Here is a 23,369-nt window from a genome sequence, read left to right on the forward strand (position 1 = left end):
GGTTGGTGTCGCCCAGCGTGAGTGATGATATGAGGACACGTCAACTGTTGTGAATGACTTGTCCTGAAACAATTCACACCAGCTCACCTCCGGCAGTCGGGGCGGCGACCGGGGCGGCGGCCGCCGTGAACGCGGGCTCCAGGGCGGCCAGCAGCGCGGCCGGGTCGACGGGCCGGGCCAGCGGCGGCAGGCCGGTGTTGGCGGTGAACTTGGCCTCGACCTGGGCGCGGGTCAGCGGGCGGGCCGGGGAGCCGAGGGTGTCGGCGACGTGCAGGGTGCGGGTGGTGCCGTCGCGCAGGACGGCGTGCAGGGTGGCGCCGAGGTGCCCGGGGAAGGCGGCGCTCTCCCGGGCGCCGGCGCGGCAGTGGACGCGGGCTGCGAGGGCGAGCAGGCCGGGGTCGTGGACGGCGGCATCGGGGAAGTCCTCCAGGGCGACGCCGAGCCCTCCCCCGCCGCGCAGCGCGACGGCCACCGCGAAGGGGGCGGAGAAGCGGGCGGCGTAGCCGCCGGGGGGCGCGGCCTTGGCCTCGGGCGGCTCGGCGACGGTGCGCAGGGTCGGTCCGGGCAGGTCGAGGCGGATGCTGTCGATCCGGTCGGGGCCGATGCCCTCGGCCCGCAGCAGGACGGCGAGTTCGACGGCGGGGTGGGTGAAGCCGTTGGTCGGGTAGGGCTTGATGACGGTGTCGAGGTAGTGCCAGCGCTCGCCGAGCCCCTCGGTGAGCGCCTCGGGGCGGGCGGTGGGGCCGACGAAGGCGGCCAGGTAGCCGAAGCGGCCCTCCAGGGCGGTGGGGGCGCCGGTCAGGCCGTGGGCGGCGAGGGAGGCCGCGGTGGTTCCGGCGGCGGCGGCCCAGCCGGCGTGCACGGGCTTGACGGTGCCGCCGGTGCGGTTGGCCTCCAGCAGGCCGCAGGCCAGGCTGGTGGCGATCGCCAGGGCGTGGGCGAGGCGCTCGGGGTCCAGGCCGCGCAGCAGTCCGGCGGTGACGGCGGCGCCGAGCGTCCCGCACAGCGAGGTCATGTGCAGGCCGCGTTCGAAGAGCGCGGAGTCGGCGCCGTCCAGTGCGGCGGCGCCGGTGCGCAGGGCGGTCTCGGCGCCGAGGGCGGCCGCGCGCAGCAGTGAAGTGGAGTCCGCGGAGAGGGAGTTGGAGCGGGAGTTGGAGCGGGAGTTGGCGAGGGCGGTGGGGACGGCGACGGTGCTGGGGTGGACCATGGTGGGCAGCTGGGCGTCGTCGTAGTCGTGTGCGTGGGCGGCCGTGCCCAGCCACAACGCGGCGTCCTGGCGCGGCAGTTCGTGCAAGGGCCGGCCGGGGTGCTGCTCGGCGAGGTGGCCGGCGACGGCCCGGGCGGGGTCGGTGGCCGCGCCGGCCACGATGCAGCCGTAGGTGTCGAGCAGGGCGAGCTCGGCGCGCCCCTCGACTGCGGCGGGCAGGCCGCGGTGGTGTTGGTGGTGCGCGAAGTCCGCCAACTCGGCGACCAGGGTGGGCACTTCACGCCTCCACGAGGGCGAGCGGGCGGACCGGGGAGCCGGTGGCGCCGAGGATCTTCAGCGGGACGAGGACGAAGAGGAACTCCCGCACGCCGTCGGCGGCCAGCTCCTCCAGGTCGAGCACCTCGACGATGTGCACCCCGTGCTCGACCAGCAGGCTGCGGTGGGCGGGCATCCGGGTGTGGCCCAGGCCCGGCAGGATGCGGTCGAAGGCGATGGTGTCGGTGCCGGCGGCGCGCACGCCGCGGGCGGCGAGCCAGTCGGCGGCCTCGCCGGTGAGGCCGGGCACGCCGGTGGTGTGGCCGACGTAGGCGGCGGGGTCGGCGTACAGCTGGGGCCAGCCGGTGCGCACCAGGGCGACGTCACCGGGGTTCAACTCCCCTCCGTCCAGGGCTGCTTCGAGGTCGTCGGGGGTGATGCCGCAGCCGGGTGCGAGGCGGCCGGCGCCGTGCAGGGCGGGGATGTCGAGCAGGACGCCGCGGCAGAGCATCGGGGCGACGGTGTCGACGCCGAGCGCGCGGTGCCGGCCGCCGACGGTGTTCGCGGCGGCGTCCAGGCCGCCGTGCAGCCGGCCGTCGTGGGCGGCGTGGGCGAGGGCGTCGATGTGGGTGCCGACGTGGCCGCCCAGGGTGATCAGTTCGTTGGAGCCGGAGCCGCCGTCGGGGGTGGGGCGGTCGCCGTGGCGGCGGATCAGGGCGAAGTGGAAGCCGGGGTGGCTGGGCGAGCAGGGCATGCCGTTCTCCAGCGGCTGGGCCAGGTCGTAGACGCGGGTGCCGGCGGTCAGGGCGTCGAGCAGTCGCACGGTCGGGGGTCCTCTCAGCGGGTCGGGGGCTCGGCGTGGCCGATGCGGTCGGCGCGGTCCTCGGCGGCCGCGGCCAGGACGGTCCGGGCGCGGCGCACCACGGCGGCGTCGGTGAACCGCCCGTCGGGGCCGGTGCGGGCGCCGGTGCCGCGGGCCTCGGCGTCGGCCACCACCGCGCGGGCGGCGGCCAGTTCGGCGGCGGTGGGGGCGAAGACGGCGTGCACGACGGGCACGTGGGCGGGGTGGATCACCGAGCGGCCGTGGAAGCCGCGCTCGCGCCCCCGGCGGGTGTCGGCGGCCAGGCCGGCCAAGTCGTGCAGGTCGGGGTGGACGCTCAGCGGCGGGCGGGGCAGTCCGGCGGCGCGGGCCGCGACCAGGACCCGTACGGCGCAGGCGGCCAGCACGTCCGGGTCGGTGGTGGCCAGGTCGGCGGCGAGGTCGCCGGTGCCGTACAGCAGGCCGCGCACCCGGGGGTGGGCGGTGGCGATCCGGTAGGCGTGTTCGAGGCCGAGGGCGCTCTCCACGGTCGGCCACAGGCCCACCCCGGGGGCGGCCCCGGCGACGGCCCGCACCTGCCGGGCGGACTCGACCTTGGGCAGGCGCAGGCCGGCCAGGCCTTCACCGGCGAGTCCGGCCAGCGCGGCGAGGTCCTCGCGGCCGCCGTCCGCCAGCGGGTTGATCCGCACGTGGACGCCGTGCGGGCGCTGCTCGCGCAGGAAGGCGGCGGCGCTGCGGCGGGCGTACTCCTTGCGCGCGGGCGCGACGGCGTCCTCCAGGTCGATGACGACGGCGTCGGCGCCGGCGGCCAGGGCCTTGGGGTAGCGCTCGGGCCGGTCGCCGGGCACGAACAGCCAACTGCGCGGCCCGAGCAGCGGGGCGGGCGTCGGGGCGGGCGTCGGGGCGGGCATTCAGACCACCCCGAGCCGGCGCAGTTCGGCCAGCCGCTCGGCGCCGACCCCCAGTGCCCCGTACACCTCGGCGTTGTCGGCGCCGCTGGGGCGCCCGGCCCAGCGCAGCCGGCCGGGGGTCTCGGACAGCCGGGCGAGCGGGCCCTGGAGGGCGAGGTCGCCGAGTTCGGGGTCGTCCAGGTGGACGATCGCGCCGAGGGCCCGCAGTTGGGGGTCGGCGAGCAGGTCGCCGGCGTGCTGGACGGGGGCGACGGCGGCCCGGGCCCGCTCGAAGGCGGCGATCACCTCGGGGCCGTCGCGCTCGGCGATCCAGGCGCCGACGGCGGCGTCCAGCTCCTCGACGTGGGCGGCGCGGCCGTGGCCGTCGGCGAACCAGGGCCGGGCGGCCAGGTCGGGGCGGCCGACCAGGTGCAGGACGCGCTCCGCGATGTTCTGGGCGCTGGTGGACACCGCCACCCAGCGGCCGTCCCGGCAGCGGTAGGTGTTGCGCGGGGCGTTGTTGACGGAGCGGTTGCCGACCCGCTCCTGGACCAGGCCGAGCTGCTGGAAGACCGTCAGCTGGGGCCCGAGGACGGCCAGGATCGGCTCCAGCAGCGACAGGTCGATCACCTGGCCGCGCCCGGTGCGCTCGCGGGCGCGCAGCGCGGCGAGCACGGCGAACGCCCCGGCGATGCCCGCGATGCCGTCGGCCAGGCCGAACGGGGGCAGGGTCGGCGGGCCGTCGGGCTGCCCCGTGCTGTAGGCGAAGCCGCTCATCGCCTCGGCGAGGGTGCCGAAGCCGGCCCGTTCGCGCATCGGGCCGACCTGGCCGAAGCCGGTCACCCGCAGCAGGACCAGGCGCGGGTTGGCCGCGGCGAGGGTCGCGGGGTCCAGGCCCCAGCGTTCGAAGGTGCCGGGGCGGAAGTTCTCCACCACGACGTCGGCCTCGCGGGCGAGTCGGAGGAACAGCTCGCGGCCCTGGTCGGCGGCGAGGTTCAGGGTGACGGCGCGTTTGTTGCGGGCGACGGTCTTCCACCACAGCGACACGCCGTCCACCTGGGCGCCGTTGCCGCGGGCCGGGTCGCCGCGCGGGTGCTCGATCTTGACGACGTCGGCGCCGAAGTCGCCGAGCAGGCTCGCGGCGAGCGGGCCGGCGAACAGGGTGGCCGCGTCCAGCACGCGCAGGCCGGCCAGCGGCGCGTCGCCGCCGGGGCCGTTCCCGGGACTGTTCGCCGGGTCCTGCCCGGGGTCACCCTCAAGGCCGTCCGCAGGGCCGTCCGCAGGGCTGCTCGTGGAGCCGTCCGCAGGGCCGTTCTCCTCGTCGGGCATGGTGCGCCCCCTCTCTCCGTAAGATTTACCGTAAGCCTTACGGTCGCCCTTACGGTAGGCTGGCGCCGCACTCGACGCAAGGGAGTTGACGGGCGATGGCCTCCACAGATCCGGCGACCGCCGGCCGCACCGGGGGCAGGCGGGCCCGCGGCGCCCTGACCGCCGACCTGATCGTCACCGCCGCCCTGGAGATCACCCGGCAGGACGGCCTGGAGGCGCTCTCCATGCCCCGCCTGGCCCGGCACCTCGGCTGCGGCGTGATGACCATCTACGGCCACCTCGACGGCCGCGACCAGCTGCTCGGCCTGCTGTGCTCGCGCGTCCTCGGCGGCCTGGAGGCCGAACGCGCCGACGGCATCGGCGGCCGCGAGGCGCTCACCCGCTTCGCCCTCGCCCTGCACGGGCGGATGCTGCAGCACCCCGCCCTGGCCCACCTGCTGACCCAGCGCAAGCTGTGGAGCCCGGAGGTCGCCGACCTCGTCGAGTGGGTGCTCGCCGAACTCACCGTCGACGGCCGCACCCTCGAACAGGCCGTGACCGCCTACCGCCTGGTCCTCACCCACACCCTCGGCGCGGTGCTCTACGAACTCCCGCGCACCGGCGCCGACCAGCGGGCCGAGTACGCCGCCTGGTGGCGCCACACCCTCGCCGACCTGCCCGCCGACGACTACCCGCTGCTGCACGCCGCCGGGGACCACCTCGGCCGCGCCCCCGCCGACAGCCGGTTCCGCACCGGCCTGACCGCCCTGCTGGACGGCCTGGGCACCCCCTGACCGACCCGGCTGTCGGACCCCCCGGGCACACTGGGGGCGGACACCCGAGCGAACCGAGGACGGACTCCATGGCCGAGCGGCCCCTGACCCTGATGGCAGTGCACGCCCACCCCGACGACGAGGCCACCGGCACCGGCGGCGTCCTCGCCCGCTATGCCGCCGAGGGCATCCGCACCGTCCTGGTCACCTGCACCGACGGCGCCTGCGGCGACGGCCCCGGCGGCGTCAAGCCCGGCGAGGACGGGCACGACCCGGCGGCGGTGGCCGCGCTGCGCCGCAAGGAGCTGGAGGCCAGCTGCCGGGTCCTCGGCGTCGACCACCTCGAACTCCTCGAGTACGGCGACTCCGGGATGATGGGCTGGGCCGCCAACGACGCCCCCGGCTCGTTCTGGAGCACCCCGGTCGCCGACGGCGCCGCCCGGCTGGCCGAACTGCTGCACCACTACCGGCCCGACGTCGTCGTCACCTACGACGAGAACGGCTTCTACGGCCACCCCGACCACATCCAGGCCAACCGCATCACCATGGCCGCCCTGGAGCTGGCCCCCGGCCTGACGCCCAAGGTGTACTGGACCACCGCGCCGCACTCGGCGATGCGGCGCTTCGGCGAGGCCATGCGGGAGTTCGGCGCCGACTGGGACGAGCCCTCCGACTCCACCGCCTCCGCCGCGTCCGCCGCGCCGGAGGGCGAGGCCCCCGCGGCCCCCGAACTGCCGCCGATCGGCCTGCCGGACGACCAGGTCACCACCTGGGTGGACACCCACGCCTACGGAAGCCAGAAGTTCGACGCCCTGGCCGCCCACGCCAGCCAGGGCGAGAACATCTTCTTCCTGCGCATGGGCAAGGAGCGCTTCACCGACCTGATGGGCACGGAGACCTTCGTCCGCGTCCGCGACACCACGGGCGCGGACCTGCCGGAGAAGGACCTCTTCGCCGGCCTGCGCTGAGCCGTCCCCGGCGCCCCGCCCCTGGGCCCCGGGCCGCCCGGCCGCCCGTCGGGTCAGCCGCCGGGCGTGCCCGGGGCCGGGGCCGGGGCGGAGGCCGGGGCTTCCAGGAGGGGGCGGGGCGCCGGGACCGGGGCGCGGCCGGTGAGGCGGTGGATCAGGGGGTTGACCGGGAGGGTCGCGGCGAGCGCGGTCAACAGCAGGATGGTGAAGAACCGTTCGCCGATGATGCCCAGGTCCCGGCCGAGGGTCAGGATCAGCACCTCCCCCAGGCCCTTGGTGTTGAGCAGCACCGCCACGGTGGCGGCCTCGCGGCGCGGGACGCCGGTGAGGCGGGCGGCGAACAGGGCACCGGCGAACTTGCCGCCCCAGGCGATGCCGAGCAGGACCACGGCGGCGAGCAGGCCGCCGGTGCCGAGGCCGTGCAGGTCGACGGACAGGCCGGTGAGGGCGAAGAACACCGGCACGAGCAGGGCGCCCGCGTTGCGCAGCGGCAGTCGGACGGCCTGGCGCAGCTCCTCCCCCGTGTCGCGGGGCATGGCCAGGCCGAAGGCGAAGGCGCCGATCACCGCGTGCAGGCCCAGCAGGGAGGCGGCCCAGGCGGAGAGCAGGGCGCCGCTGGCGACGGCGAGCAGGACGAGCAAGGGGTGGTGGGCGAGGGCGCGTTGGGCCGGGCCGCGCAGCAGGCGGCGCAGCAGCGGGCGGACGACCAGGGCCAGGGCGGCGGCGTAGCCGGCGATGCGGGCGAGGGCGAGCGGCAGGCCGCCGTCGGCGGCTCCGTGGGTGGCGGCGCTGAGCGCGGCGACGGCGCACCACAGGGCGGTTTCGGTGAGGGCTCCGCAGGCGACGGCCAGTGCTCCGGTGCCGTCGGCCTGCAGCCGGTTCTCCTCGACGATGCGGGTCAGGACGGTCAGGGCGCTGGCGGACAGCGCGATGCCGAGGAAGACGGTGAACAGGGCCGGGGTGGCGGCCGGTCCGGCGAGGGCGGGGTGGCGGGCGAGCAGGACGGCGGCGACGGCGGCGGCCAGGGCGAAGGGCAGGGCGACCGAGGCGGTGGTGACGGCGAGGACGGTGCGCACCCGGCCGGCCAGCCGGCGCAGGTCCAGTTCCCAGCCGGCGGCGAACATGAAGAGTGCGATGCCCAGTTGGGCGATGACCGACAGGTGGGCGCGGGCCGCGGGCGGGAAGAGCCGTTCGGTGGGGTCGCCGGGCAGCAGGCCGAGGACGCCGTGGCCGAGCAGCACGCCGACGGCGACCTCGCCGATCACCACGGGCTGGCGCAGCCGGGTGCGCAGCGGGGTCAGGGCGACCCCGGCGAGCAGGACCACCGCGACGTCGGCGAGCACGGTCGTGGCGGAGGTGCCTTCCATGGCGCCGTCCCCTTTCCGGTGCCGGGGGCGGTGCGCTCGCGGGGGGATCGCGACGGGCCCCGGGCGGCTTGTCGCACGTACACGGTCCGTTGCATTGTGCGCAACGGCGGTGCGGGCGGCGGGGGTTCGACGCGGGCGGGTCGGGGTGGGGCGGGGGTCGTACGCCCCCGGCGTGCGCCCGCCCCGGTCCGTACGGGTACGGTCCGGGGCGGGCGGTGTTCACACGCATGGGTACTCGACTGGCCAGGTGGGACTGACCAGTTGGAGCGGGTGGAACGGGTGGAGCGGGTGGAGCGGGTGCCGCCGGATCAGGCGGGGACGATGGCGAAGGCGCCGTTGCTGAGCGGGGTCTGGGTGTACGGGCCGCTGTTGATGGACTGCGGCGAGTAGCTGTCGAAGACCTGGCCGTTGACGGTGACGCCGGAGAAGTCCAGCCGGCTGAAGGACGGGTAGCTCTGGCTCGGGGACTCTATGACGGCCTCGGCGCTGACGTTCTGCCCGTTGAGCTGCTGGACGGTGTTCTCGCTCCAGCCCTTGGTGGTGTCGGTGATCTGCAGGGTGTAGTTGGAGCCGCCGCTGTTGACCACCGAGGCGGTGAAGCTGTCGCCGGCGTCGACCGGGTCGTTGAAGTACTGCGGCGGGGCCGGGTACATCTCGTACCAGGCGGAGTAGACCGGGGAGCCGCTGGAGCAGTCGACCTGGACGCCGGTCTGCTCGACGGTCTGCGAGCCGTAGCCGTCGATGCCGACCCAGGGGGCGAACAGGTCGTTGGAGGTGTTGCACTGGACGGTGGGCATGGTCCAGGAGCCGGAGACGCTCTGGAAGCCGTTGCCCTGGGCGACGTAGCCGCCCCAGACGCCGCCGTCGTAGCGGGCGCCGTGGCCGTAGTGGTGGGCGCCGTAGACGTGGGTGGCGTGGGTGGGGGCGGCGCTGGCCGCGGGGGCGGCGACCGCGGCGGCCGGCAGGGCCAGCACGGCGGCGAGCACGAGGCGGCCGGTGCGGGAAAGGGCCATGGGGGGCTCCTTGGTTGGGCGTTGTGGGGGTGCCGCCCAGCTTGGGGGCGCCGTGGCCGGGCCGGGAAGGGAAGCGTGGGGGCAGGAACCCGACATGGCGTAAACATGTCAAGGCGTCAACCCCTTGATTTCGGCCACCCGGTGGCGCACAGTCGCTCTGTTCCGCTGCCGGTGCGGGACGCGAGGAGGGTGTCGTGCCGGGGACGGGCATGCTCGGCGGGCTCGGGCTCGGCGCGCTGGAGGAGCAGCTCTACCTGCGGCTGCTGGGCCTCCCGGCGGCCGATCCGCAGCTGCTGGCGAGCCAGTTGAACCTGCGGGCCTCGATCGTGGTGGCCGCGCTGGCGGTGCTGGCCGAACTGGGGCTGGTGGAGGCGTGCGCGGCGGGTGCCTGGACGGCGGTGCCGCCGGACGTGGCGCTGGAGGAGCTGCTGCTGCGGCGCGAGGTGGAACTGCGCCGCGCCCGGGGCCGGATCGGGGAGCTGATGCGCACCTACCGGCAGGGCCGCCCGGACCCGGAGGCGGCCGGGCCGGTGGAGGTGATCAGCGGGCGCCGCTCGATCGCCGACCTGTGGCGCACCCTGCAGCTGGGGGTGCGCGAGCGGCTGCGGGTGCTGGACCGGCCGCCGTACGTCCAGCGTTCCGACCCGCAGACCGAACTGGCGCTGCTGGGGCGGGGGGTGACGACCCGGGTGGTGTACCACAGCCGGGTGCTGCGCGATCCGGAGCGGCTGGCGGAGATCCGCACCTTCACGGCGGCCGGGGAGCAGGCCCGGGTGCACACCGAGGTGCCGCTGAAGCTGGCCCTGCTGGACGACCGGTGGGCGCTGCTGCCGGTCAGCGCGGGCACCGAGCTGGAGAGCGTGCTGCTGATCCGGCCCTCGACCCTGCTGGACGCGCTGGCCGGACTGTTCGAGCTGTACTGGGCGCACGCGATGCGGCTGCCGGAGCCGTCCGAGGAGCCGCCGGAGGACCGGCACCGGCAGCTGCTGACACTGCTGGCCGCCGGGCTGACGGACGAGTCGATCGCCCGGCAGCTGGGGGTGTCGACGCGTACGGTGCAGCGCTGGGTGCGGGAGCTGATGGACCGCTTCGGCGCCCGGACCCGGTTCCAGGCGGGCATCCAGGCGGCCCGGGCGGAGCTGCTCTGACCCCTAGCCGCGCGGGGTGGTGAGGTCGGCGACCTCGGCTTCGTAGAGCCGGGCGGGGTCGAAGCCCATCCCGGTGAAGTGGCCGGCCAGTTCCAGGGACAGCACGCCGTGCAGACGGGTCCACAGGGTCAGGAAGAGGTGCAGCGCCTCGGGCGGGGCGGGGTTGCCGAAGGCCCAGTCGCGGTGGTCGGCCAGGTGGGCGGCGAGCGCTGTGGGGGCCGGCTCCCGCGCGGGACGGTCGGCGAGGGCGGCGGCGCAGGCGTCGAGCAGGATCGTCATGATCTCGGCGGAGATCGCGGTGGTGTCCGGTGGTGCGTGGTAGCCGGGCACCGGGGTGCCGTAGATCAGGAAGTACCGCTGGGGGTCGGCCAGGGCCCACCGGCGCAGGGCGTGGGCCAGGGCGGGCAGGTCGGCGCCGCCCTCGGCGCCCACCGCCAGGACGTCGGCGAGGCTGCGGTAGGCGTCCCGGACGAGTTCGGTGATCAGCTCGTCGCGGCCGGCGTAGTAGCGGTAGAGCGCGGGCCCGCTCAGGCCCATCTGCTTGGCGATGGCGTTGAGGGAGAGCGCGGAGGCCCCGGCCGTGGCGATCTGCTCCCGGGCGTGCCGCTTGACCTCCTCCCGCACCTGGGCGCGGTAGCGCTCCCTCGGGGTCCCGCCGTCCGCCTGCGCCATGCTCCGACCGCCTTCCGCACCACTTCGGCTACAGCTTCAAGAATTAGTTAGAGGCTATCACTGAACCTGTTGACCCGGACCGGATCGAAGAGTTACAACTTCTAACGAAAGAAGGAGCATCTAGCGCTTTCTTCATCGGAGTCGAAGGGGACCACCATGTCCGGCATCCGCAGCACCCGCGCCGTCCGCACCGCCCTGTCCGCCGCCGCGCTCGCCGCCGCCCTGCTGGGCACCGTCGCCGCACCCGCCCAGGCCGCATCCCACTCCCCCGCCCCGCTGACCTGCGGCGGCCAGGGCGTCGACCCCGCCGCCCAGATCCGCTACCGCACCGAGGCCGTGATCCACGCCCCGCTGTCCACCGTCTGGCGGCTGCAGACCGACGTGGCCCGCTGGCCCTCCTGGCAGGCCACCGTGGCGAGCGCCGAGCGCCTGGACGACGGCCCGCTGCGGGCCGGCTCGGCCTTCCACTGGACCACCCCGCTGCCGCCCAACCCCGCCACCACCGCCACCAGCCTGGACATCACCTCAACCGTCCAGCAGCTCAAGCCGGGCTCCTGCATCCGCTGGACCGGCCCCGCCGAGGCCGAGGGGCTGCACATCGACGGCGTCCACGTGTGGACCTTCACCCCGGTGCCCGGCGGCGTCCTGGTGCGCACCGAGGAGACCCACCGCGGGCCGCAGGTCGACGCGGACGTCCCGGCCGCGACCGCGATCCTGCGTCAGGGCCTGGACGGGTGGCTGCACGACCTCAAGGCCGCCGCCGAGGACTGCGGCTGACCGTCCGTCGGGCCCGGTCGGGCCCCGCCCCGACCCCGTTCCCCCGCGCGAGTGCGCAGGTCAGGAGCGGGGTCGGTGGCGCATACAAGGGCCTGAAACCACCAGAATGGTGCGGACAGTCCCCCCAAAGTTCAGAAGAAGGAAACCCCCACATGGATCTCGGCGTGCGCTGGAAGCTGCACGGTGACGGGCGGACGCCCGCACCGGGAGCGGTCGTCCGCCCCGACGAACGACTCTCCTGGCCCCGGACGGCGGGGCTCGGCGCCCAGCACGTGGTCGCGATGTTCGGGGCGAGCTTCGTGGCCCCGGTGCTGATGGGGCTGGACCCCAACCTGGCGATCATGATGTCCGGCGTCTCGACCGTGATCTTCCTGCTGGCCACCCGCGGCCGGATCCCCAGCTACCTCGGCTGCTCGCTGTCCTTCGTCGGGGTCGCCGCGGTGATCCGGGCCCAGGGCGGCACCAGCGCGACGGTGACCGGCGCGGTGCTCGTGGTCGGCGCGGCGCTGTTCCTGGTGGGCCTGGCGGTCCAGTACTTCGGGGCGCGGATCATCCACGCGGCGATGCCCCCGATCGTCACCGGCGCCGTCGTCATGCTGATCGGCTTCAACCTGGCCCCGGTGACCGCCTCGACGTACTGGCCGCAGGACCAGTGGACGGCGCTGCTGGTGATGCTGTTCACCGGGCTCGCGGTGGTGTGCCTGCGCGGGTTCTGGTCGCGGGTGGCGATCTTCCTGGGCCTGCTCTTCGGCTACGGGATCTCCTTCCTGTTCGACCGGGTCTTCGGCAAGATCCACTCGGTGGACGGCGGCGGGCACCTGACCGACCACTGGCGCCTGGACCTGTCCGGCGTCGGCAAGGCGGACTGGATCGGCCTGCCCGCCTTCCACGGCCCGTCCTTCCAGTGGTCCGCGATCCTGGTCGCGCTGCCCGTGGTGATCGCGCTGGTCGCGGAGAACGCCGGCCACGTCAAGGCCGTCGGCGAGATGACCGGGGCGAACCTGGACGACAAGCTGGGCACCGCGATCTCGGCGGACGGCGTCGGCTCGATGCTCTCCACCGCGCTCGGCGGCCCGCCCAACACCACCTACTCCGAGAACATCGGCGTCATGGCCGCCACCCGGGTCTACTCCACCGCCGCCTACTGGGCCGCGGCCGGCTTCGCCCTGCTGTTCGGCATCTGCCCGAAGTTCGGCGCCGTCGTGGCGGCGATCCCCGGCGGGGTGCTCGGCGGCATCACCGTCATCCTGTACGGCATGATCGGCCTGCTCGGCGCGCAGATCTGGATCAAGTCCGGGGTCGACCTGCGCAACCCGCTGAACCTGGTGCCGGCCGCCGCGGGCATCATCATCGGCATCGGCAACGTGACGCTGAAGTTCACCGACACCTTCAGCCTCAGCGGCATCGCCCTGGGCACGCTGGTGGTCATCACCGGCTACCACACGCTGCGCGCGCTGGCCCCCGAGCACCTCAAGACCCAGGAACCGCTGCTGGACGAGGGCACCTCCTCCTACGACGAGCCGTCGGCCGGCGAAGGGGAGCGGCCCGCTCCGTGAGGACGGTTCAGAACAGGCGGATTTGACCTGCACATGACCTAAAGGTACTTCCGCCGGTCGATCCGCCTGGCCAGACAGACCGTCGGGTGGTCGAATCGCTCCCAGCGATCCGACCACCCGATTCTCATTTGGGAGCGGCATGTCTCTCCTCCCCCACCACCGCAGGCTCGCCCTCGTGACCCTGGCCCTCGCCCTGTCCTCGGTCTCCTGCACGTCGGCCACCGCCAGCACCAACACCCCGTCCGCCTCGTCCGCCTCGTCGGCGAAGGCGGGCAAGGTGCTGTGGACCCCCAGCACCAAGGCCGGCCCCTCCTCCTTCCGCGGCATCCAGTGCGCCGCCCCCGGCACCTTCGGCGTCGTCAAGGACCCGGTGAAGGGCGACGTGTGGAAGGCGTACCAGGCGGCGGGGGTGGAGCGCTGCGAGACGGTCGGCCCCGAGCTGGACGAGGGCGACACGTTCTACCTGGGCTGGTCGTCGAAGGTGGAGGTCGGCGACGACGCGGACCGCTACGTCTTCCAACTCAAGTGCTCGCCGAGCACCGACACGGCGAACCACCCGATCGAGATCGACATCACCAACGCACGGGTGCGGCTCCAGGAATGGGACACCGACCACGTGGCGCACCCGCTGTGGACGGCACCGGTGAAGAACGGCGAGTGGCACAAGTACGCGCTGAAGATCCACCTGGGGCGCAGCGACGGGACGATCGACTTCTGGTTCGACGGCGAGAAGCAGACGTTCAACACGGGTGAGGGCACCTTCGAGGGCACCACCTGGGACGGCGACACCGACTACCTCAAGTGGGGCTCCTACCACCAGAACCCGGGCGACGCGACCAACACGTTCACCAGCCCGGTGATGGCGACCACCCTGGAAACGGCCACCGCCGGCTCGTAGGGATCAGGATGAGAACAGGCCCGGACCGCAGCCACTGCGGTCCGGGCCTGTTGGCGTTCTCAGACGTCGCCGAACTCCCCGCCGCGGACGGCCGCGACGAACGACTTCCAGGCCTCGGACGGGAAGACGAGCGCGGGACCCTGAGGATCCTTCGAGTCGCGCACCGGCATCAGGCCGGGGAAGTCAGGAGCCACCTCGATGCAAGACCCGCCGTTGTTGCTGTGGGAGGACTTGAACCACTGGGCGCCGGACAGATCTACGTGATCAGCCACGATGCTCCTCTCACACCTCACCGAACTCGCCACCATGGACAGCCGCAACGAACGACCTCCAAGCCTCGACCGAGAAGACGAGAGCCGGGCCCTGGGGGTCCTTCGAGTCGCGCACCGGCGCCAGGCCGGGGAAGTCCGCTGTCACCTCGACGCAAGTACCGCCGTTGTTGCTGTAGGAGGACTTGAACCACTGGGCGCCGGACAGATCTACATGTTCAGCCACGATGCTCCTCTCACACCTCACCGAACTCGCCACCGCGGACAGCGACGACGAACGACTTCCAAGCCTCGGGCGGAAAGATCAGGACCGGGCCGCCGGGGTCCTTGGAGTCACGGACCTTGCCCGGGCGCGCATCATCGACCTCGATGCAACCGCCCCCACCATTGCTATAGCTACTCTTGCGCCACTTCGCGCCCATCGGGCCCTCCATGGTCCAGCTCCTTCCGGGCTTCGACTCAGGCCTCGCCGAACTCGCCGCCGTGGACTGCCGCGACGAACGCCCCCCAGGCCTCGACCGAGAAGACCAGAGCCGGCCCCTGAGGATCCTTCGAGTCTCGCACCGGCGCCAGGCCGGGGAAGTCCGCTGTCACCTCGACGCAGTTGCCCCCGTTATTGCTGTGGGAGGACTTGAACCACTGGGCGTCAGCCAGGTCTACACGGTCAGCCATGATGCTCCTCTCACACCTCACCGAACTCGCCGCTGCGAACAGCGACGACGAACGACTTCCAAGCCTCGGACGGGAAGACGAGCGCGGGACCCTGAGGGTCCTTCGAGTCGCGCACCGGCATCAGGCCGGGGAAGTCGGGAGCCACCTCGACGCACTGTCCGCCGTTGCCGCTGTAGCTGCTCTTACTCCAGGAAGCACCCGTAAGGTCGATGTTCTCGCTCATGCCGAAGAGTCCCTTCACGCCTTGCTGATCCTTGCGAGCGATGCCGCCTGCGGCAGCGCTTCCACCTGGAGCAGATCGTATTCCCTCGACCAGGCAGAGACGATTGCTCGGTCGTTCTCCAGGTATCCCCGTCGATGCGTCTCGGTGTACCCGAGCAAGGTGCCATCTCCGAGTTCGAGAAGCGACATTGACCGCATGAACGGACGGAGTGCGCCCAGCTCGAAGGGGGCAACTTGGACCACATAGTTGGGTCGTTGAGCCAACTTCTCCAGATGCGCCAACTGTTGGGCCATGACAGCACCGTCGTCCCCGACGGCGGTTCGAATGCAGCTTTCATCAAGGATCACATGGATCAGTGGAGCCGGATTCATGTTGATTCGTTCCTGGCGGTTCAGGAGAAGCCGGACCCGCTCGGCGCCCTGCTCGACGGTGACGCTTCCTCGTGCGACAGAACCGGCTTCCAGAGCTTCGGCATAAGCACGAGTCTGCACCAGGCCAGGGATGACACCCAACTCGAAGAGTCGAATGACCCTGGCCTCCCGCTCCTTGGCCACGTACTCCGGGTAACCCGGCAAGAAGGAAGAGCCGCTGAGGCTCCAGTACGTCAGCTCCAGCGTCCCGCCGGTATCGAGCGCCTTGTCGGCGCTGCGAACCCAGTCAAGCGTGGGATTGCGGGTCCCTCTTTCGAGGTTAGAAATCTGACTGTCACTCAACTGCGTCCGCTCGCCGAGTTCGATCTGCGTCAGGCCTGCCGCCTTGCGCAGCCTGCGCAGTTGGGCACCGAATGCCTTGAGGGGTGATGCCGATGGATCCAGCTGCGTCTCACGCATCGTCAGACCTCCGCCGCTACACGAATCCCACTCAGGGAAACTGTCAAGTGGGAAAGCCTTCCGATCCTAGGGCCTTCGGCCCCACCATGGCTACACCTGGTAATCCACCAGACGCACAGCGCAACCTGCGGAGACCCCATGCCCGACGCGCCGACCCCCCTCCCCCCCTTCCAACTCCACGAAGTCGTCCGTGACTTCGGCCACCTGGAGGACGGGAAACCCCGCGAAGGTGTCTTCGTCGAGCTGATGCTCGGGAAGGTGGTACTCCGGCCGCTCGGGGAGACCGGGCCCGAGTGGCGGGCCGACCCGGCCCGCCTCCGAGCCCTCGACCCGAGGGAGACCGCGCCCGGCACCTGCGGGCAGCCGCGTCGGCGGCCGCTGTGACCGACCGTCCCCACTCCCCCACCCCAGGAGCAGAGTTGAGCAGGACCCGCCTCATGGCCCGTCCCCCCGCCCGCCGTTCGGGCCATCAAGCCCTCGTCCTGCGCCAGGACCCCGACCGGGCGGACGACTTCGCCGTCCTCCTGGTCGACCCCGCCTACCGGGAGGGCCTGACCCTGCCCGGCGGCAGCGCCGAGCAGGACGAACTCCCCCACCTCGCCGCGCGGCGCCACCTCGAAACGGAGACCGGGCTCGTGCTCGCCCTGCGCACGATCCTCACCGTCGACTACGTCCCCGCCGCCGAGTTCCCCGAGGGCGTCAACTTCGTCTACGCGGGCGGCCTGCTCACCCACCGCCAGGCCGACGCCGTCGACCGCCACCAGCCTCCGCCGGACATCCGAGGCCTTCGCTGGATCCCCCGGTCCGGGCTGCGCGAGGTCATGGCGGAGGACCAGTACCACCGCGCCGAGGACGCCTGGGACGCCTGGGAGCACGGCGCCGGCCTCCCGCTCCTCATCCGGGGCGTCCCGGTGCCAATCGGCTGACGGCCTGACCGCTGGGCGGCGACAACACCCTCACCAAGGTTTTCCGCCGCGTTCCCCGGCCCTCGGCACGGGAGTCATTCCCTCCCTAACGAGATCCAACTTCCTTGCAAAACAAGGAAGTTGGCGTAATTTACGCCCCTCCCCAGGCCCTCGGTTGACCGCCCGCACCGCCCGGCGATTGGCTCTCCCCGGTGCCCGCCGTCCGGAAGCGGCGGGCGGTCGTCCCGGGGAGGACACTCCGTCATGCATCCCGCCAAACGCCGCTTCGCCGGCCCCGCCACCGCCCTCGCGGCCGCCGCCGCGCTGGCCCTGACCGCCGCCCCCGCGCAGGCCCAAGCCGGCCCGGACGCCCGCCGTTTCGAGACCGTCCCGGTCAGCTTCGCACCGAACGGCGCCGAGGCGAACAGCCAGTCCCAGTCCGGGGCCGTCAGCGCCGACGGCCGCTACGCGGTGTTCACCTCTCCGGCGACCAACCTGGTCGCCCAGCCCTCGAAGGGGGGCTACGACGCGTTCCTGCGGGACCTCCGCGACGGCCGCACCGAACGGGTCGACCTCGCCGACGACGGCTCCGCGCTCGACGGCGTCACCGTCGGCGTGGCGGTCAGCGCCGACGGCCGCTACGTCGCCTTCGACAGCACCGCCGCGAACGTCGTCCCCGGCGGCCCAGCCCCGGGCCGGGCGAACATCTACGTCCGTGACCGCCTGACCGGGCACACCCGGCTGGTCAGCGCCCCGCAGGGCACCCCCGACCCCGTCACCAGCCACAGCACCTCGGCGCCGTCCATGAGCGCCGACGGCCGGTACATCGCCTACATCTCCAACCGCACCGACCTCGTCGCACCCGCCACGCCCGCCGCCAACGACACCAACAGCGGCGAGCAGCTCAGCCGCCCGAACTTCGACTCGAACATCTACCTCACCGACCTGTGGACGCACACCACCCGGGTGGTGTCCGCCACCTTCGACGGCACCGCCTCCCAGGGCCAGTCCGTCAACCCGACGATCAGCGCGGACGGCCGCACCGTCGGCTTCAGCTCCGACGCCAGCAACCTGGGCGTCACCTACACCCCCGGGCAGCGGGCCGACGCGGCCCCGCCGCTGCCCGGCGGGAAGATGCGCGCGGGCACCTACTACACCTACGACGTGCGCTCCGGCACCATCGTCCCGGTCAGCTACGACCTCACCGGGCACGTCACCTTCGACGCGAGCCTGGACGCGACGCTCAGCCCGAGCGGGCGGTACGCGGTCTACGAGTTGACGGTGCCCGTCGGCGCCCCCGGCGGCAACCAGTACCAGGACCAGATCTTCGCCCGGGACCTGCACAAGGGCACCCTGCTCCCGCTCACCGCCGGCCTGCCCGGCACGGTCTCCACCGCCACCTCCGGCGACCCCCAGGTGACCGGCGACGACCACTGGGTGTACTTCGACTCCTCCGCCGCCAACCTGGTGCCCGGCGCCCAGCACCCGCTCTGGGACGTGTACCGCTACGACCTGCACACCGGCCGGATCGAGCGGATCACCGACGCCGCGGACGGCTCGCCCGGCAACGGCGACTCCATGATCCCGCACGTGGACGCGCACGGCCGGACCGCCTTGTTCGAGTCCTCCAGCCGCAACCTGGTGGCGGGCCGGAGCGGCCCGCCCGAGCCGGCGGACCACCAGGTCTTCGCCAGGGTCCCGGCGCACTGACCCATGCTCCGCCCGCGCCCGATCCGCACCCCCGGGTTCTGGACTTGTGGGTCCATTTTCGGCTGCCTAGCGTGCTGGACGTTCCCTCCGAACGAACCCCGCCCGTACGGCAGGAAGGTGGCACCCCCATGCACGCGATCCGGATCGAGGAGCACGGCGGCCCCGAGGTCATGCGCTGGACCGAACTGCCCGACCCCGTCCCCGGCCCCGGCGAGGCGCTGGTGCGGCTCGGCGCGGCTGGCGTCAACTACATGGACGTCGGCGCCCGTTCGCAGGGCGGCGGCGGCTGGGCGGCGCCCACCGTGCTCGGCGCCGAGGGCATGGGGTACGTCGCCGCCCTCGGCGCGGGGGTGACCGGCCTGGCCGTCGGCGACCGGGTGGCCTGGTTCTACCACCCCGGCAGCTACGCCGAGTTGCTGGCGATCCCGGCAGCCGAGCTGGTCCCGGTCCCGGACGGCGTGGACGACGAGACGGCCGGCGCCGTGCTGATGCAGGGTCTGACCGCCAACCACCTGAGCACCGAGACCTACCCGGTCGGCCCGGGTGACACCGCCGTGGTGCACGCCGCGGCCGGCGGGGTGGGCCTGCTGCTCACCCAGCTGGTCAAGGCCCGCGGCGGCAGCGTGATCGGCCTGGTCTCGCGCGAGGAGAAGGCCGCCGCCGCGAAGGAGGCCGGTGCCGACCACGTGCTCGTCCACTCCGGGCCCGGATTCGAGGCACAGGTACGGGAGTTGACCGGCGGCTGCGGGGCCGACGTCGTCTACGACGGCGGCGGCGCGGAGACCTTCACGTCCTCCCAGCTGGCCCTGCGCCCGCACGGCGTGCACGCCTACTACGGCCCGTTCATGGGCGTGCCGACGCTGCGGCCCATCGACCTGCCCAACAGCATCCTGCTGACCTACCCGGTGGTGCACCACCACGTCCCCACCCGCGAGGCCCTGCTGCGGCGCGGCGCCGAGGTGTTCGACCTGGTCCGGTCCGGGCGGCTGACCCAGCGGATCACCGGCCGCTACCCGCTCGCCGAGGCCGCCCGGGCGCACGCCGACCTGGAGTCCCGCCGCACCACCGGCAAGCTGCTCCTCCTTCCCTGAGCCCTCGCACGCCCCTCACGAACGACCTCTCGGGCCGGTAACGCTCTGTTCGAAAGTGCGTGCGCTAAGGTGTCGATCGGTGCGTGAGATGGGGGTCACGGTGCGTAACGCAGGCTTAGTGCACCACGTACGGATGTTGCGGGCGGGGGCCGGGGATCCGTTGGTGATGCTGGCTCAGTTCCGTTTGAGTGCGGTGCTGGTGCCACGGTGGGGCGATGAAGCGGTGTGGTCGGCGGACCAGGGGGGTCTGCGGTGGATCTTCGCGTTCTCGTCCGAGCAGGAGTTGGCCGCGTTCGTGCGGTCGAAGGGGCTGCCACTGGACGGGTTCCGGTACATGACGGTCCTGGGGAGCCGCTTGCTGGATGTGGCCGTGCCGGGTCTGGGCGTTCCCGGGGGGATCGCACTGGATACGGCTGGGAAGGAGCCGATGCTCCTTCCCCCGCTGCGGGGGATCGTGCCGGACGAGGTGGCTCTGGATGGGCCGGGGATGACGGGGGGCATGGGCGTTGGGTGAGGGCTACCAAGCGGATCCGGAGGCGTTGGAACTGGTGGCGGACGGCCTCAACGGGGTGATCGCCGAGCTGAAGTCGATCGGGGTCGCCGGGATCGCGGAGGGCGGGCGCGGTTTCACCGAGTTGGAGCTGGGCGGGACGGACGCCGGCGACTTCGATCTGTCGGAGTCGTTCAAGGAGTTCTGCGAGCGGTGGAGTTGGGCGGTCAGGTCGCTGGTGGTGAAGGGCTCAGACCTGGCGAACAAGGTCGGTCTGGCGGCCGGCACCTACCACGAGCAGGAGCAGTACGCGAGCGGGCTGACGAAGGACGTCGTGTCCGGTGTCATCGGCAATCCCCACCTGACCGAGGAACAGGTCGAGCACGAGTCGTGGTCGCAGGTGTGGGCCGACAACCCGGTCAACGACGTCATGCATCCCGACTACTCCGGCGAGTCGTTCGACAAGGCCGAAGCCGACATCAAACAGCAGTGGCAGAAGGCAGCGCAGGACGCGGTCCAGAAGCCCGGCTTCGTCAACATGACGATCAACGCGACGGTCGGCCCCGTCCCGTCGACCCCGGAGAAGTGACGGCATGGGATTCCTCGGGGACGCCCTGGACTTCGTCGACGATGCCGTCGACAGCGGGACGAAGTTCGTCGCCAAGGGCTTGCGCAAGGGCGGCCACCTGGCCGGGGAAGCGCTCGACGCGGCCGGCCTGCACGGTGCCGGACAAACCGTCAGCGGCTGGGGCGACGACATCGCCGACGACGCAGGCGTCAAGGTCGCTGAACGCAACCTCGATGAGAGCGACGACCCGAAGGAACTGCTGCACGGCGACGCCAAGCGGCTGAACGAAGTCGCCGGACACTTGCAGAAGTTCCACGACGCGTTCGAGAAGGCGGGCCAGGGCCTGACCCGCCTGGACACCGACCACTGGAAGGGCGAGGCAGCCGACCACTTCCGCCGGGACTTCGACCCCCAGCCCAAGCAGTGGCTGGCGGCGGCGGACGCCTTCGCGAAGGCGTCCGCCGCCCTGACCACCTACGCCCACACCGTCGGCTGGGCGCAGGATCAGGCCAAGGACGCCGTCAGGATCTGGAAGGAGGCGCAGAAGAAGACGGACGCCGCCGCCAAGACCTTCATGAGCGACGCGATGACCTACGACCTGCGGCTGAAGGCGTACAACGCGACGCCGGCCGACCAGCGCCAGGGCAACCCGCCGGCCAAGCCCGGTGAGTTCGCCCCGCCTGCGGACGCGGTCGCCCAGTTCAAGGAGGCCGAGGGCAAGCTGAACGCCGCCCGCACCCAGCGGAACGCGGCCGCCCGCACGGCACTGGCCGCTGTCAAAACCCTCGTGGCGTCCGCCCCGGCGATGCCGAGCCGCACCGAGATCCTCAAAGCCGACCTGATGGACACCGCCACTTCCGTCCCGCAGTTCGCCGTCCACTTCGGCGGCGGCGTCGTCAAGAGCGCCGTGGACCTGAACAAGCTCCTGCGCAGCGTCAACCCGCTCGACCCCTACAACGCCACCCACCCCGCCGAGTACGCCACAGGCCTGTCCGGACTCCTCGCCGGCCTGTCGGGATCCGCCAATAACCCGGCCGAAGCCGTCAAGGGTCTCGTCGGCAGCGGCTGGGGCTCCGACCCGGCCGAAGCAGGCGGCAGACTCTTCGGCAACCTGCTGCTCGCCCCCGAGACCGGCGGCGGCAGCGTCGCCGCCGGAGCCGCCGAACGCGAAGCCACGGCCGTCGCCGAGAACGCGGCCAGGAACACTGCCAAGGAAGCAGCCGAGAACGCCGCGAAAGAAGCTGCCGAGAAATCTTCGAAAGCACCTGTCACCTCACCGACTACTCCGACTGGCGCAGCTGAGGCCGCACCGGTCAAAAATTACACTCCGGAAACAGTCGACGCGACGGCTGGCCACGCCGCGAATATTCCTTCCCAGAAGGTCCCGCATCCGGTTCAGCCTGTACCGAATCATCTATCGGAACCGTCCCCGCGCTCCGATTTTGCGACGGGGCCGGTCAAGCCGAAGAACACGCCCCCGCCGCTCGAAAAGGCCACAGCGCCCGACGCTGTCCACAAGACCGATGTGACACCCTCTGAATCGCCGAAGCAAACCTATGTCGACAGCCATTCAGGTGGAGCCTCGAAGACGCCAGGCTCGTCGCCGAACTCCGACTTCGCAACGGGCCCGGTAAAACCCGAAGGCGCACATCCGTCGGTTGATCCGCCCGCAGAGCCCGGTGCTGGCCATGGGGGTGATGCGACACCGACCGAATCGCCGAAGCACACCCATCCCGAGGATCACGCGGGCGCCGAAACTGATGCAGGCTCGCACGACGGCCAGGCTTCCGATCATGCGGGATCCACGGGCGATCCCTCTGCGACCAAGGACATTCACGGCGCCGCCGATCGCACTCCCGGACCGCATATGTCCCAGGAGGATTTCAGCCGACTGGCACCGGAAGATCAGATGACGGTTGCCTGGTCCGAAACCTCACAAGGAGCGAAGACTTTCAAGGACAACCTTGAAGCCGAACGCTACGGAGCCGACTACTGGAATCACTACGTCGAGGGCCTCCCCGAATCCCAGAAGGAGGCAGTGAATGCTTACACCGGAGATTACTTCACCCCCATAAACGGTTACCTGCGATCCGGCGGATACATCAGTCCAGCAAATATGGATCGCATTTCGGAGATTGACGCAGCCCTGGCCGGCCGCCCCATACCCGAAACTGTCATGGTAAGCCGCGGAACCAACCTTGGATACATCGGAATGAGCCCTCCACAGATGGTTGGGAAGATATTTGCCGAGGATGGGTTCACTTCGGCGTCGCTAGGCGAAAGCCCTTTCTCGTACAAGGATGCCATGCTGCATCTCAAGGTTCCCGAGGGCACGCCTGGACTATGGGTGGAGAAGGTCGGGGAGTACGAGAACGGCGAGCGAGAAATCCTGCTTGGGCGTGGCACCAATTGGCGCGTTGATCGCGTCGTCGTACGCGATAATGGAAAGTATGATATCTATGGCGAGATTCTGCCGTGAGGGAGATTGGTTTAATGGCCAGCAGCAAGGATAATCCGCGCCTCGCCGAGGACATGCAGTTGCGTCTCCTGGAGGGCGGTCCGGTCGACTACAACTATTCGACAGACAAGCCGGTCGTATACGTCTCGGTGGCCGGAGGGGACGGTGGCGTACTCGGATACCTCTGGGCATCTGATGCCGATGACGCGGCCGGCTGGGTGGAGCACCGTGCGGCTGGCCCCGCAGCAGCCCAGGCCGCCGGATATTGGCTTATGAAGATGCGAAGTGCGAAGTCTCGTGCGGTGCCTCCGAGTCAGGCTCTTGAAGAGTTGTCCGCCGACGCCGACGGCGGACGAGCCGGGCAGGTTGTTCCCGCTTCACGACGCACTGCGGCGAGCCTTCAGGAACTACAGGACAAGGGTCTCGAAGGGTGGGAGCCGTCCCCCCCGCAACCGGAACCGCCTCGTGGTCGTCGCCGCTGAGTTCCGCGTGCACCCGGTG

General features: G+C 71.9%; 27 protein-coding genes. 14 read left to right on the forward strand and 13 right to left on the reverse strand.

Annotation, left to right across the window (positions count from 1 at the left end; genetic code table 11):
- Nucleotides 1–73: 73 nt before the first annotated feature.
- From ABTZ03_RS17240 to ABTZ03_RS17255, 4 genes are read right to left on the reverse strand one after another with little or no spacing between them, the layout of a single operon-like run.
- Nucleotides 74–1,483: an MmgE/PrpD family protein gene (locus tag ABTZ03_RS17240; RefSeq protein ID WP_350513796.1), complete on the reverse strand. Its 1,410-nt coding sequence runs from the start codon at nucleotides 1,481–1,483 to the stop codon at nucleotides 74–76.
- A gap of 1 nt (nucleotide 1,484) precedes the next feature.
- On the reverse strand, nucleotides 1,485–2,285 hold the full coding sequence (locus ABTZ03_RS17245; RefSeq protein WP_350513797.1) for a cyclase family protein: 801 nt from the start codon (nucleotides 2,283–2,285) through the stop codon (nucleotides 1,485–1,487).
- Between the two features lie 14 nt (nucleotides 2,286–2,299).
- Nucleotides 2,300–3,193, reverse strand: coding sequence for an HpcH/HpaI aldolase/citrate lyase family protein (locus tag ABTZ03_RS17250; protein ID WP_350513798.1), 894 nt, complete (start codon nucleotides 3,191–3,193; stop codon nucleotides 2,300–2,302).
- Nucleotides 3,194–4,501, reverse strand: a complete 1,308-nt coding sequence (locus tag ABTZ03_RS17255; protein WP_350513799.1) for a CaiB/BaiF CoA transferase family protein — start codon at nucleotides 4,499–4,501, stop codon at nucleotides 3,194–3,196.
- A gap of 95 nt (nucleotides 4,502–4,596) precedes the next feature.
- Here ABTZ03_RS17255 and ABTZ03_RS17260 point away from each other — a divergent pair, with 95 nt between their 5' ends.
- A complete protein-coding gene (locus tag ABTZ03_RS17260) occupies nucleotides 4,597–5,274 on the forward strand; it encodes a TetR/AcrR family transcriptional regulator (protein ID WP_350513800.1) in 678 nt (225 codons plus the stop codon).
- 68 nt (nucleotides 5,275–5,342) lie between these two features.
- A complete protein-coding gene (locus tag ABTZ03_RS17265) occupies nucleotides 5,343–6,221 on the forward strand; it encodes a PIG-L family deacetylase (RefSeq protein WP_350513801.1) in 879 nt (292 codons plus the stop codon).
- Between the two features lie 53 nt (nucleotides 6,222–6,274).
- Here the strand turns inward: ABTZ03_RS17265 and ABTZ03_RS17270 are convergent, their stop codons facing one another.
- Both ABTZ03_RS17270 and ABTZ03_RS17275 read right to left on the reverse strand, forming a co-directional pair.
- Entirely contained in the window at nucleotides 6,275–7,588 is a 1,314-nt protein-coding gene (locus tag ABTZ03_RS17270; RefSeq protein WP_350513802.1) for a cation:proton antiporter, read from the reverse strand.
- A gap of 308 nt (nucleotides 7,589–7,896) precedes the next feature.
- Nucleotides 7,897–8,601 carry a G1 family glutamic endopeptidase gene (locus tag ABTZ03_RS17275; RefSeq protein WP_350513803.1) on the reverse strand — a complete coding sequence of 235 codons (705 nt, stop codon included), beginning with the start codon at nucleotides 8,599–8,601 and terminating at the stop codon, nucleotides 7,897–7,899.
- A 194-nt stretch (nucleotides 8,602–8,795) separates the two neighbouring features.
- Between ABTZ03_RS17275 and ABTZ03_RS17280 the strand changes: the two genes are divergently transcribed.
- Nucleotides 8,796–9,749: a LuxR C-terminal-related transcriptional regulator gene (locus tag ABTZ03_RS17280; protein WP_350513804.1), complete on the forward strand. Its 954-nt coding sequence runs from the start codon at nucleotides 8,796–8,798 to the stop codon at nucleotides 9,747–9,749.
- A gap of 3 nt (nucleotides 9,750–9,752) precedes the next feature.
- Here the strand turns inward: ABTZ03_RS17280 and ABTZ03_RS17285 are convergent, their stop codons facing one another.
- Entirely contained in the window at nucleotides 9,753–10,421 is a 669-nt protein-coding gene (locus tag ABTZ03_RS17285) for a TetR/AcrR family transcriptional regulator (RefSeq protein WP_350513805.1), read from the reverse strand.
- A gap of 156 nt (nucleotides 10,422–10,577) precedes the next feature.
- On the opposite strand from ABTZ03_RS17285, the gene ABTZ03_RS17290 reads away from it, so the two are divergent.
- The 3 genes from ABTZ03_RS17290 to ABTZ03_RS17300 all read left to right on the forward strand — a co-directional run bounded on the left by ABTZ03_RS17290 (nucleotide 10,578) and on the right by ABTZ03_RS17300 (nucleotide 13,652).
- Nucleotides 10,578–11,198, forward strand: coding sequence for an SRPBCC family protein (locus ABTZ03_RS17290; protein ID WP_350513806.1), 621 nt, complete (start codon nucleotides 10,578–10,580; stop codon nucleotides 11,196–11,198).
- 152 nt (nucleotides 11,199–11,350) lie between these two features.
- The gene (locus tag ABTZ03_RS17295) at nucleotides 11,351–12,754 is read left to right on the forward strand and encodes a uracil-xanthine permease family protein (protein ID WP_350513807.1); all 1,404 of its coding nucleotides are present in this window, start codon (nucleotides 11,351–11,353) and stop codon (nucleotides 12,752–12,754) included.
- Nucleotides 12,755–12,893: 139 nt separating this feature from the next.
- The gene (locus tag ABTZ03_RS17300; protein WP_350513808.1) at nucleotides 12,894–13,652 is read left to right on the forward strand and encodes a heparin lyase I family protein; all 759 of its coding nucleotides are present in this window, start codon (nucleotides 12,894–12,896) and stop codon (nucleotides 13,650–13,652) included.
- Nucleotides 13,653–13,711: 59 nt separating this feature from the next.
- Here the strand turns inward: ABTZ03_RS17300 and ABTZ03_RS17305 are convergent, their stop codons facing one another.
- Genes ABTZ03_RS17305 through ABTZ03_RS17330 form a run of 6 tightly spaced genes read right to left on the reverse strand, consistent with a single transcriptional unit; the run spans nucleotide 13,712 to nucleotide 15,646 of the window.
- Nucleotides 13,712–13,924: a DUF397 domain-containing protein gene (locus tag ABTZ03_RS17305; protein ID WP_350513809.1), complete on the reverse strand. Its 213-nt coding sequence runs from the start codon at nucleotides 13,922–13,924 to the stop codon at nucleotides 13,712–13,714.
- A gap of 10 nt (nucleotides 13,925–13,934) precedes the next feature.
- On the reverse strand, nucleotides 13,935–14,147 hold the full coding sequence (locus tag ABTZ03_RS17310) for a DUF397 domain-containing protein (protein WP_350513810.1): 213 nt from the start codon (nucleotides 14,145–14,147) through the stop codon (nucleotides 13,935–13,937).
- Between the two features lie 10 nt (nucleotides 14,148–14,157).
- Complete coding sequence (locus ABTZ03_RS17315; RefSeq protein WP_350513811.1) at nucleotides 14,158–14,355, reverse strand: DUF397 domain-containing protein; 198 nt, start codon at nucleotides 14,353–14,355, stop codon at nucleotides 14,158–14,160.
- A gap of 25 nt (nucleotides 14,356–14,380) precedes the next feature.
- A complete protein-coding gene (locus ABTZ03_RS17320; protein WP_350513812.1) occupies nucleotides 14,381–14,593 on the reverse strand; it encodes a DUF397 domain-containing protein in 213 nt (70 codons plus the stop codon).
- 10 nt (nucleotides 14,594–14,603) lie between these two features.
- The gene (locus ABTZ03_RS17325; protein WP_350513813.1) at nucleotides 14,604–14,816 is read right to left on the reverse strand and encodes a DUF397 domain-containing protein; all 213 of its coding nucleotides are present in this window, start codon (nucleotides 14,814–14,816) and stop codon (nucleotides 14,604–14,606) included.
- Nucleotides 14,817–14,830: 14 nt separating this feature from the next.
- On the reverse strand, nucleotides 14,831–15,646 hold the full coding sequence (locus ABTZ03_RS17330; RefSeq protein WP_350513814.1) for a helix-turn-helix domain-containing protein: 816 nt from the start codon (nucleotides 15,644–15,646) through the stop codon (nucleotides 14,831–14,833).
- 138 nt (nucleotides 15,647–15,784) lie between these two features.
- On the opposite strand from ABTZ03_RS17330, the gene ABTZ03_RS17335 reads away from it, so the two are divergent.
- From ABTZ03_RS17335 to ABTZ03_RS17370, 8 genes are all read left to right on the forward strand, one after another.
- Nucleotides 15,785–16,030, forward strand: a complete 246-nt coding sequence (locus ABTZ03_RS17335; RefSeq protein WP_350513815.1) for a hypothetical protein — start codon at nucleotides 15,785–15,787, stop codon at nucleotides 16,028–16,030.
- 53 nt (nucleotides 16,031–16,083) lie between these two features.
- Complete coding sequence (locus ABTZ03_RS17340; protein WP_350513816.1) at nucleotides 16,084–16,572, forward strand: NUDIX domain-containing protein; 489 nt, start codon at nucleotides 16,084–16,086, stop codon at nucleotides 16,570–16,572.
- A gap of 243 nt (nucleotides 16,573–16,815) precedes the next feature.
- Nucleotides 16,816–18,261 (forward strand): TolB family protein, encoded by a 1,446-nt coding sequence (locus ABTZ03_RS17345; RefSeq protein WP_350513817.1) that lies wholly within the window; start codon nucleotides 16,816–16,818, stop codon nucleotides 18,259–18,261.
- 128 nt (nucleotides 18,262–18,389) lie between these two features.
- The gene (locus tag ABTZ03_RS17350) at nucleotides 18,390–19,352 is read left to right on the forward strand and encodes a quinone oxidoreductase family protein (protein WP_350513818.1); all 963 of its coding nucleotides are present in this window, start codon (nucleotides 18,390–18,392) and stop codon (nucleotides 19,350–19,352) included.
- Nucleotides 19,353–19,440: 88 nt separating this feature from the next.
- On the forward strand, nucleotides 19,441–19,866 hold the full coding sequence (locus ABTZ03_RS17355; RefSeq protein WP_350513892.1) for a hypothetical protein: 426 nt from the start codon (nucleotides 19,441–19,443) through the stop codon (nucleotides 19,864–19,866).
- The gene (locus ABTZ03_RS17360; protein ID WP_350513819.1) at nucleotides 19,859–20,431 is read left to right on the forward strand and encodes a hypothetical protein; all 573 of its coding nucleotides are present in this window, start codon (nucleotides 19,859–19,861) and stop codon (nucleotides 20,429–20,431) included. The genes ABTZ03_RS17355 and ABTZ03_RS17360 overlap by 8 nt, the downstream gene beginning before the upstream one ends.
- Nucleotides 20,432–20,435: 4 nt before the next feature.
- Nucleotides 20,436–22,889, forward strand: a complete 2,454-nt coding sequence (locus tag ABTZ03_RS17365) for a putative T7SS-secreted protein (protein ID WP_350513820.1) — start codon at nucleotides 20,436–20,438, stop codon at nucleotides 22,887–22,889.
- Nucleotides 22,890–22,903: 14 nt separating this feature from the next.
- Nucleotides 22,904–23,350: a hypothetical protein gene (locus tag ABTZ03_RS17370; RefSeq protein ID WP_350513821.1), complete on the forward strand. Its 447-nt coding sequence runs from the start codon at nucleotides 22,904–22,906 to the stop codon at nucleotides 23,348–23,350.
- Nucleotides 23,351–23,369: the final 19 nt, after the last annotated feature.

Source organism: Kitasatospora sp. NPDC096077, assembly GCF_040303245.1.
GTDB lineage: Bacteria > Actinomycetota > Actinomycetes > Streptomycetales > Streptomycetaceae > Kitasatospora.

Excerpts from the sequence above, each read along its gene's own strand:
- ABTZ03_RS17250 (WP_350513798.1), bottom strand. The coding sequence starts at position 3,193 with ATGCCCGCCCCGACGCCCGCCCCGACGCCCGCCCCGCTGCTCGGGCCG.
- ABTZ03_RS17255 (WP_350513799.1), bottom strand. The coding sequence starts at position 4,501 with ATGCCCGACGAGGAGAACGGCCCTGCGGACGGCTCCACGAGCAGCCCT.
- ABTZ03_RS17260 (WP_350513800.1), top strand. The coding sequence starts at position 4,597 with ATGGCCTCCACAGATCCGGCGACCGCCGGCCGCACCGGGGGCAGGCGG.
- ABTZ03_RS17265 (WP_350513801.1), top strand. The coding sequence starts at position 5,343 with ATGGCCGAGCGGCCCCTGACCCTGATGGCAGTGCACGCCCACCCCGAC.
- ABTZ03_RS17270 (WP_350513802.1), bottom strand. The coding sequence starts at position 7,588 with ATGGAAGGCACCTCCGCCACGACCGTGCTCGCCGACGTCGCGGTGGTC.
- ABTZ03_RS17275 (WP_350513803.1), bottom strand. The coding sequence starts at position 8,601 with ATGGCCCTTTCCCGCACCGGCCGCCTCGTGCTCGCCGCCGTGCTGGCC.
- ABTZ03_RS17285 (WP_350513805.1), bottom strand. The coding sequence starts at position 10,421 with ATGGCGCAGGCGGACGGCGGGACCCCGAGGGAGCGCTACCGCGCCCAG.
- ABTZ03_RS17290 (WP_350513806.1), top strand. The coding sequence starts at position 10,578 with ATGTCCGGCATCCGCAGCACCCGCGCCGTCCGCACCGCCCTGTCCGCC.
- ABTZ03_RS17295 (WP_350513807.1), top strand. The coding sequence starts at position 11,351 with ATGGATCTCGGCGTGCGCTGGAAGCTGCACGGTGACGGGCGGACGCCC.
- ABTZ03_RS17300 (WP_350513808.1), top strand. The coding sequence starts at position 12,894 with ATGTCTCTCCTCCCCCACCACCGCAGGCTCGCCCTCGTGACCCTGGCC.
- ABTZ03_RS17315 (WP_350513811.1), bottom strand. The coding sequence starts at position 14,355 with ATGGAGGGCCCGATGGGCGCGAAGTGGCGCAAGAGTAGCTATAGCAAT.
- ABTZ03_RS17320 (WP_350513812.1), bottom strand. The coding sequence starts at position 14,593 with ATGGCTGACCGTGTAGACCTGGCTGACGCCCAGTGGTTCAAGTCCTCC.
- ABTZ03_RS17325 (WP_350513813.1), bottom strand. The coding sequence starts at position 14,816 with ATGAGCGAGAACATCGACCTTACGGGTGCTTCCTGGAGTAAGAGCAGC.
- ABTZ03_RS17330 (WP_350513814.1), bottom strand. The coding sequence starts at position 15,646 with ATGCGTGAGACGCAGCTGGATCCATCGGCATCACCCCTCAAGGCATTC.
- ABTZ03_RS17335 (WP_350513815.1), top strand. The coding sequence starts at position 15,785 with ATGCCCGACGCGCCGACCCCCCTCCCCCCCTTCCAACTCCACGAAGTC.
- ABTZ03_RS17340 (WP_350513816.1), top strand. The coding sequence starts at position 16,084 with ATGGCCCGTCCCCCCGCCCGCCGTTCGGGCCATCAAGCCCTCGTCCTG.
- ABTZ03_RS17345 (WP_350513817.1), top strand. The coding sequence starts at position 16,816 with ATGCATCCCGCCAAACGCCGCTTCGCCGGCCCCGCCACCGCCCTCGCG.
- ABTZ03_RS17350 (WP_350513818.1), top strand. The coding sequence starts at position 18,390 with ATGCACGCGATCCGGATCGAGGAGCACGGCGGCCCCGAGGTCATGCGC.
- ABTZ03_RS17355 (WP_350513892.1), top strand. The coding sequence starts at position 19,441 with ATGGGGGTCACGGTGCGTAACGCAGGCTTAGTGCACCACGTACGGATG.
- ABTZ03_RS17365 (WP_350513820.1), top strand. The coding sequence starts at position 20,436 with ATGGGATTCCTCGGGGACGCCCTGGACTTCGTCGACGATGCCGTCGAC.
- ABTZ03_RS17370 (WP_350513821.1), top strand. The coding sequence starts at position 22,904 with ATGGCCAGCAGCAAGGATAATCCGCGCCTCGCCGAGGACATGCAGTTG.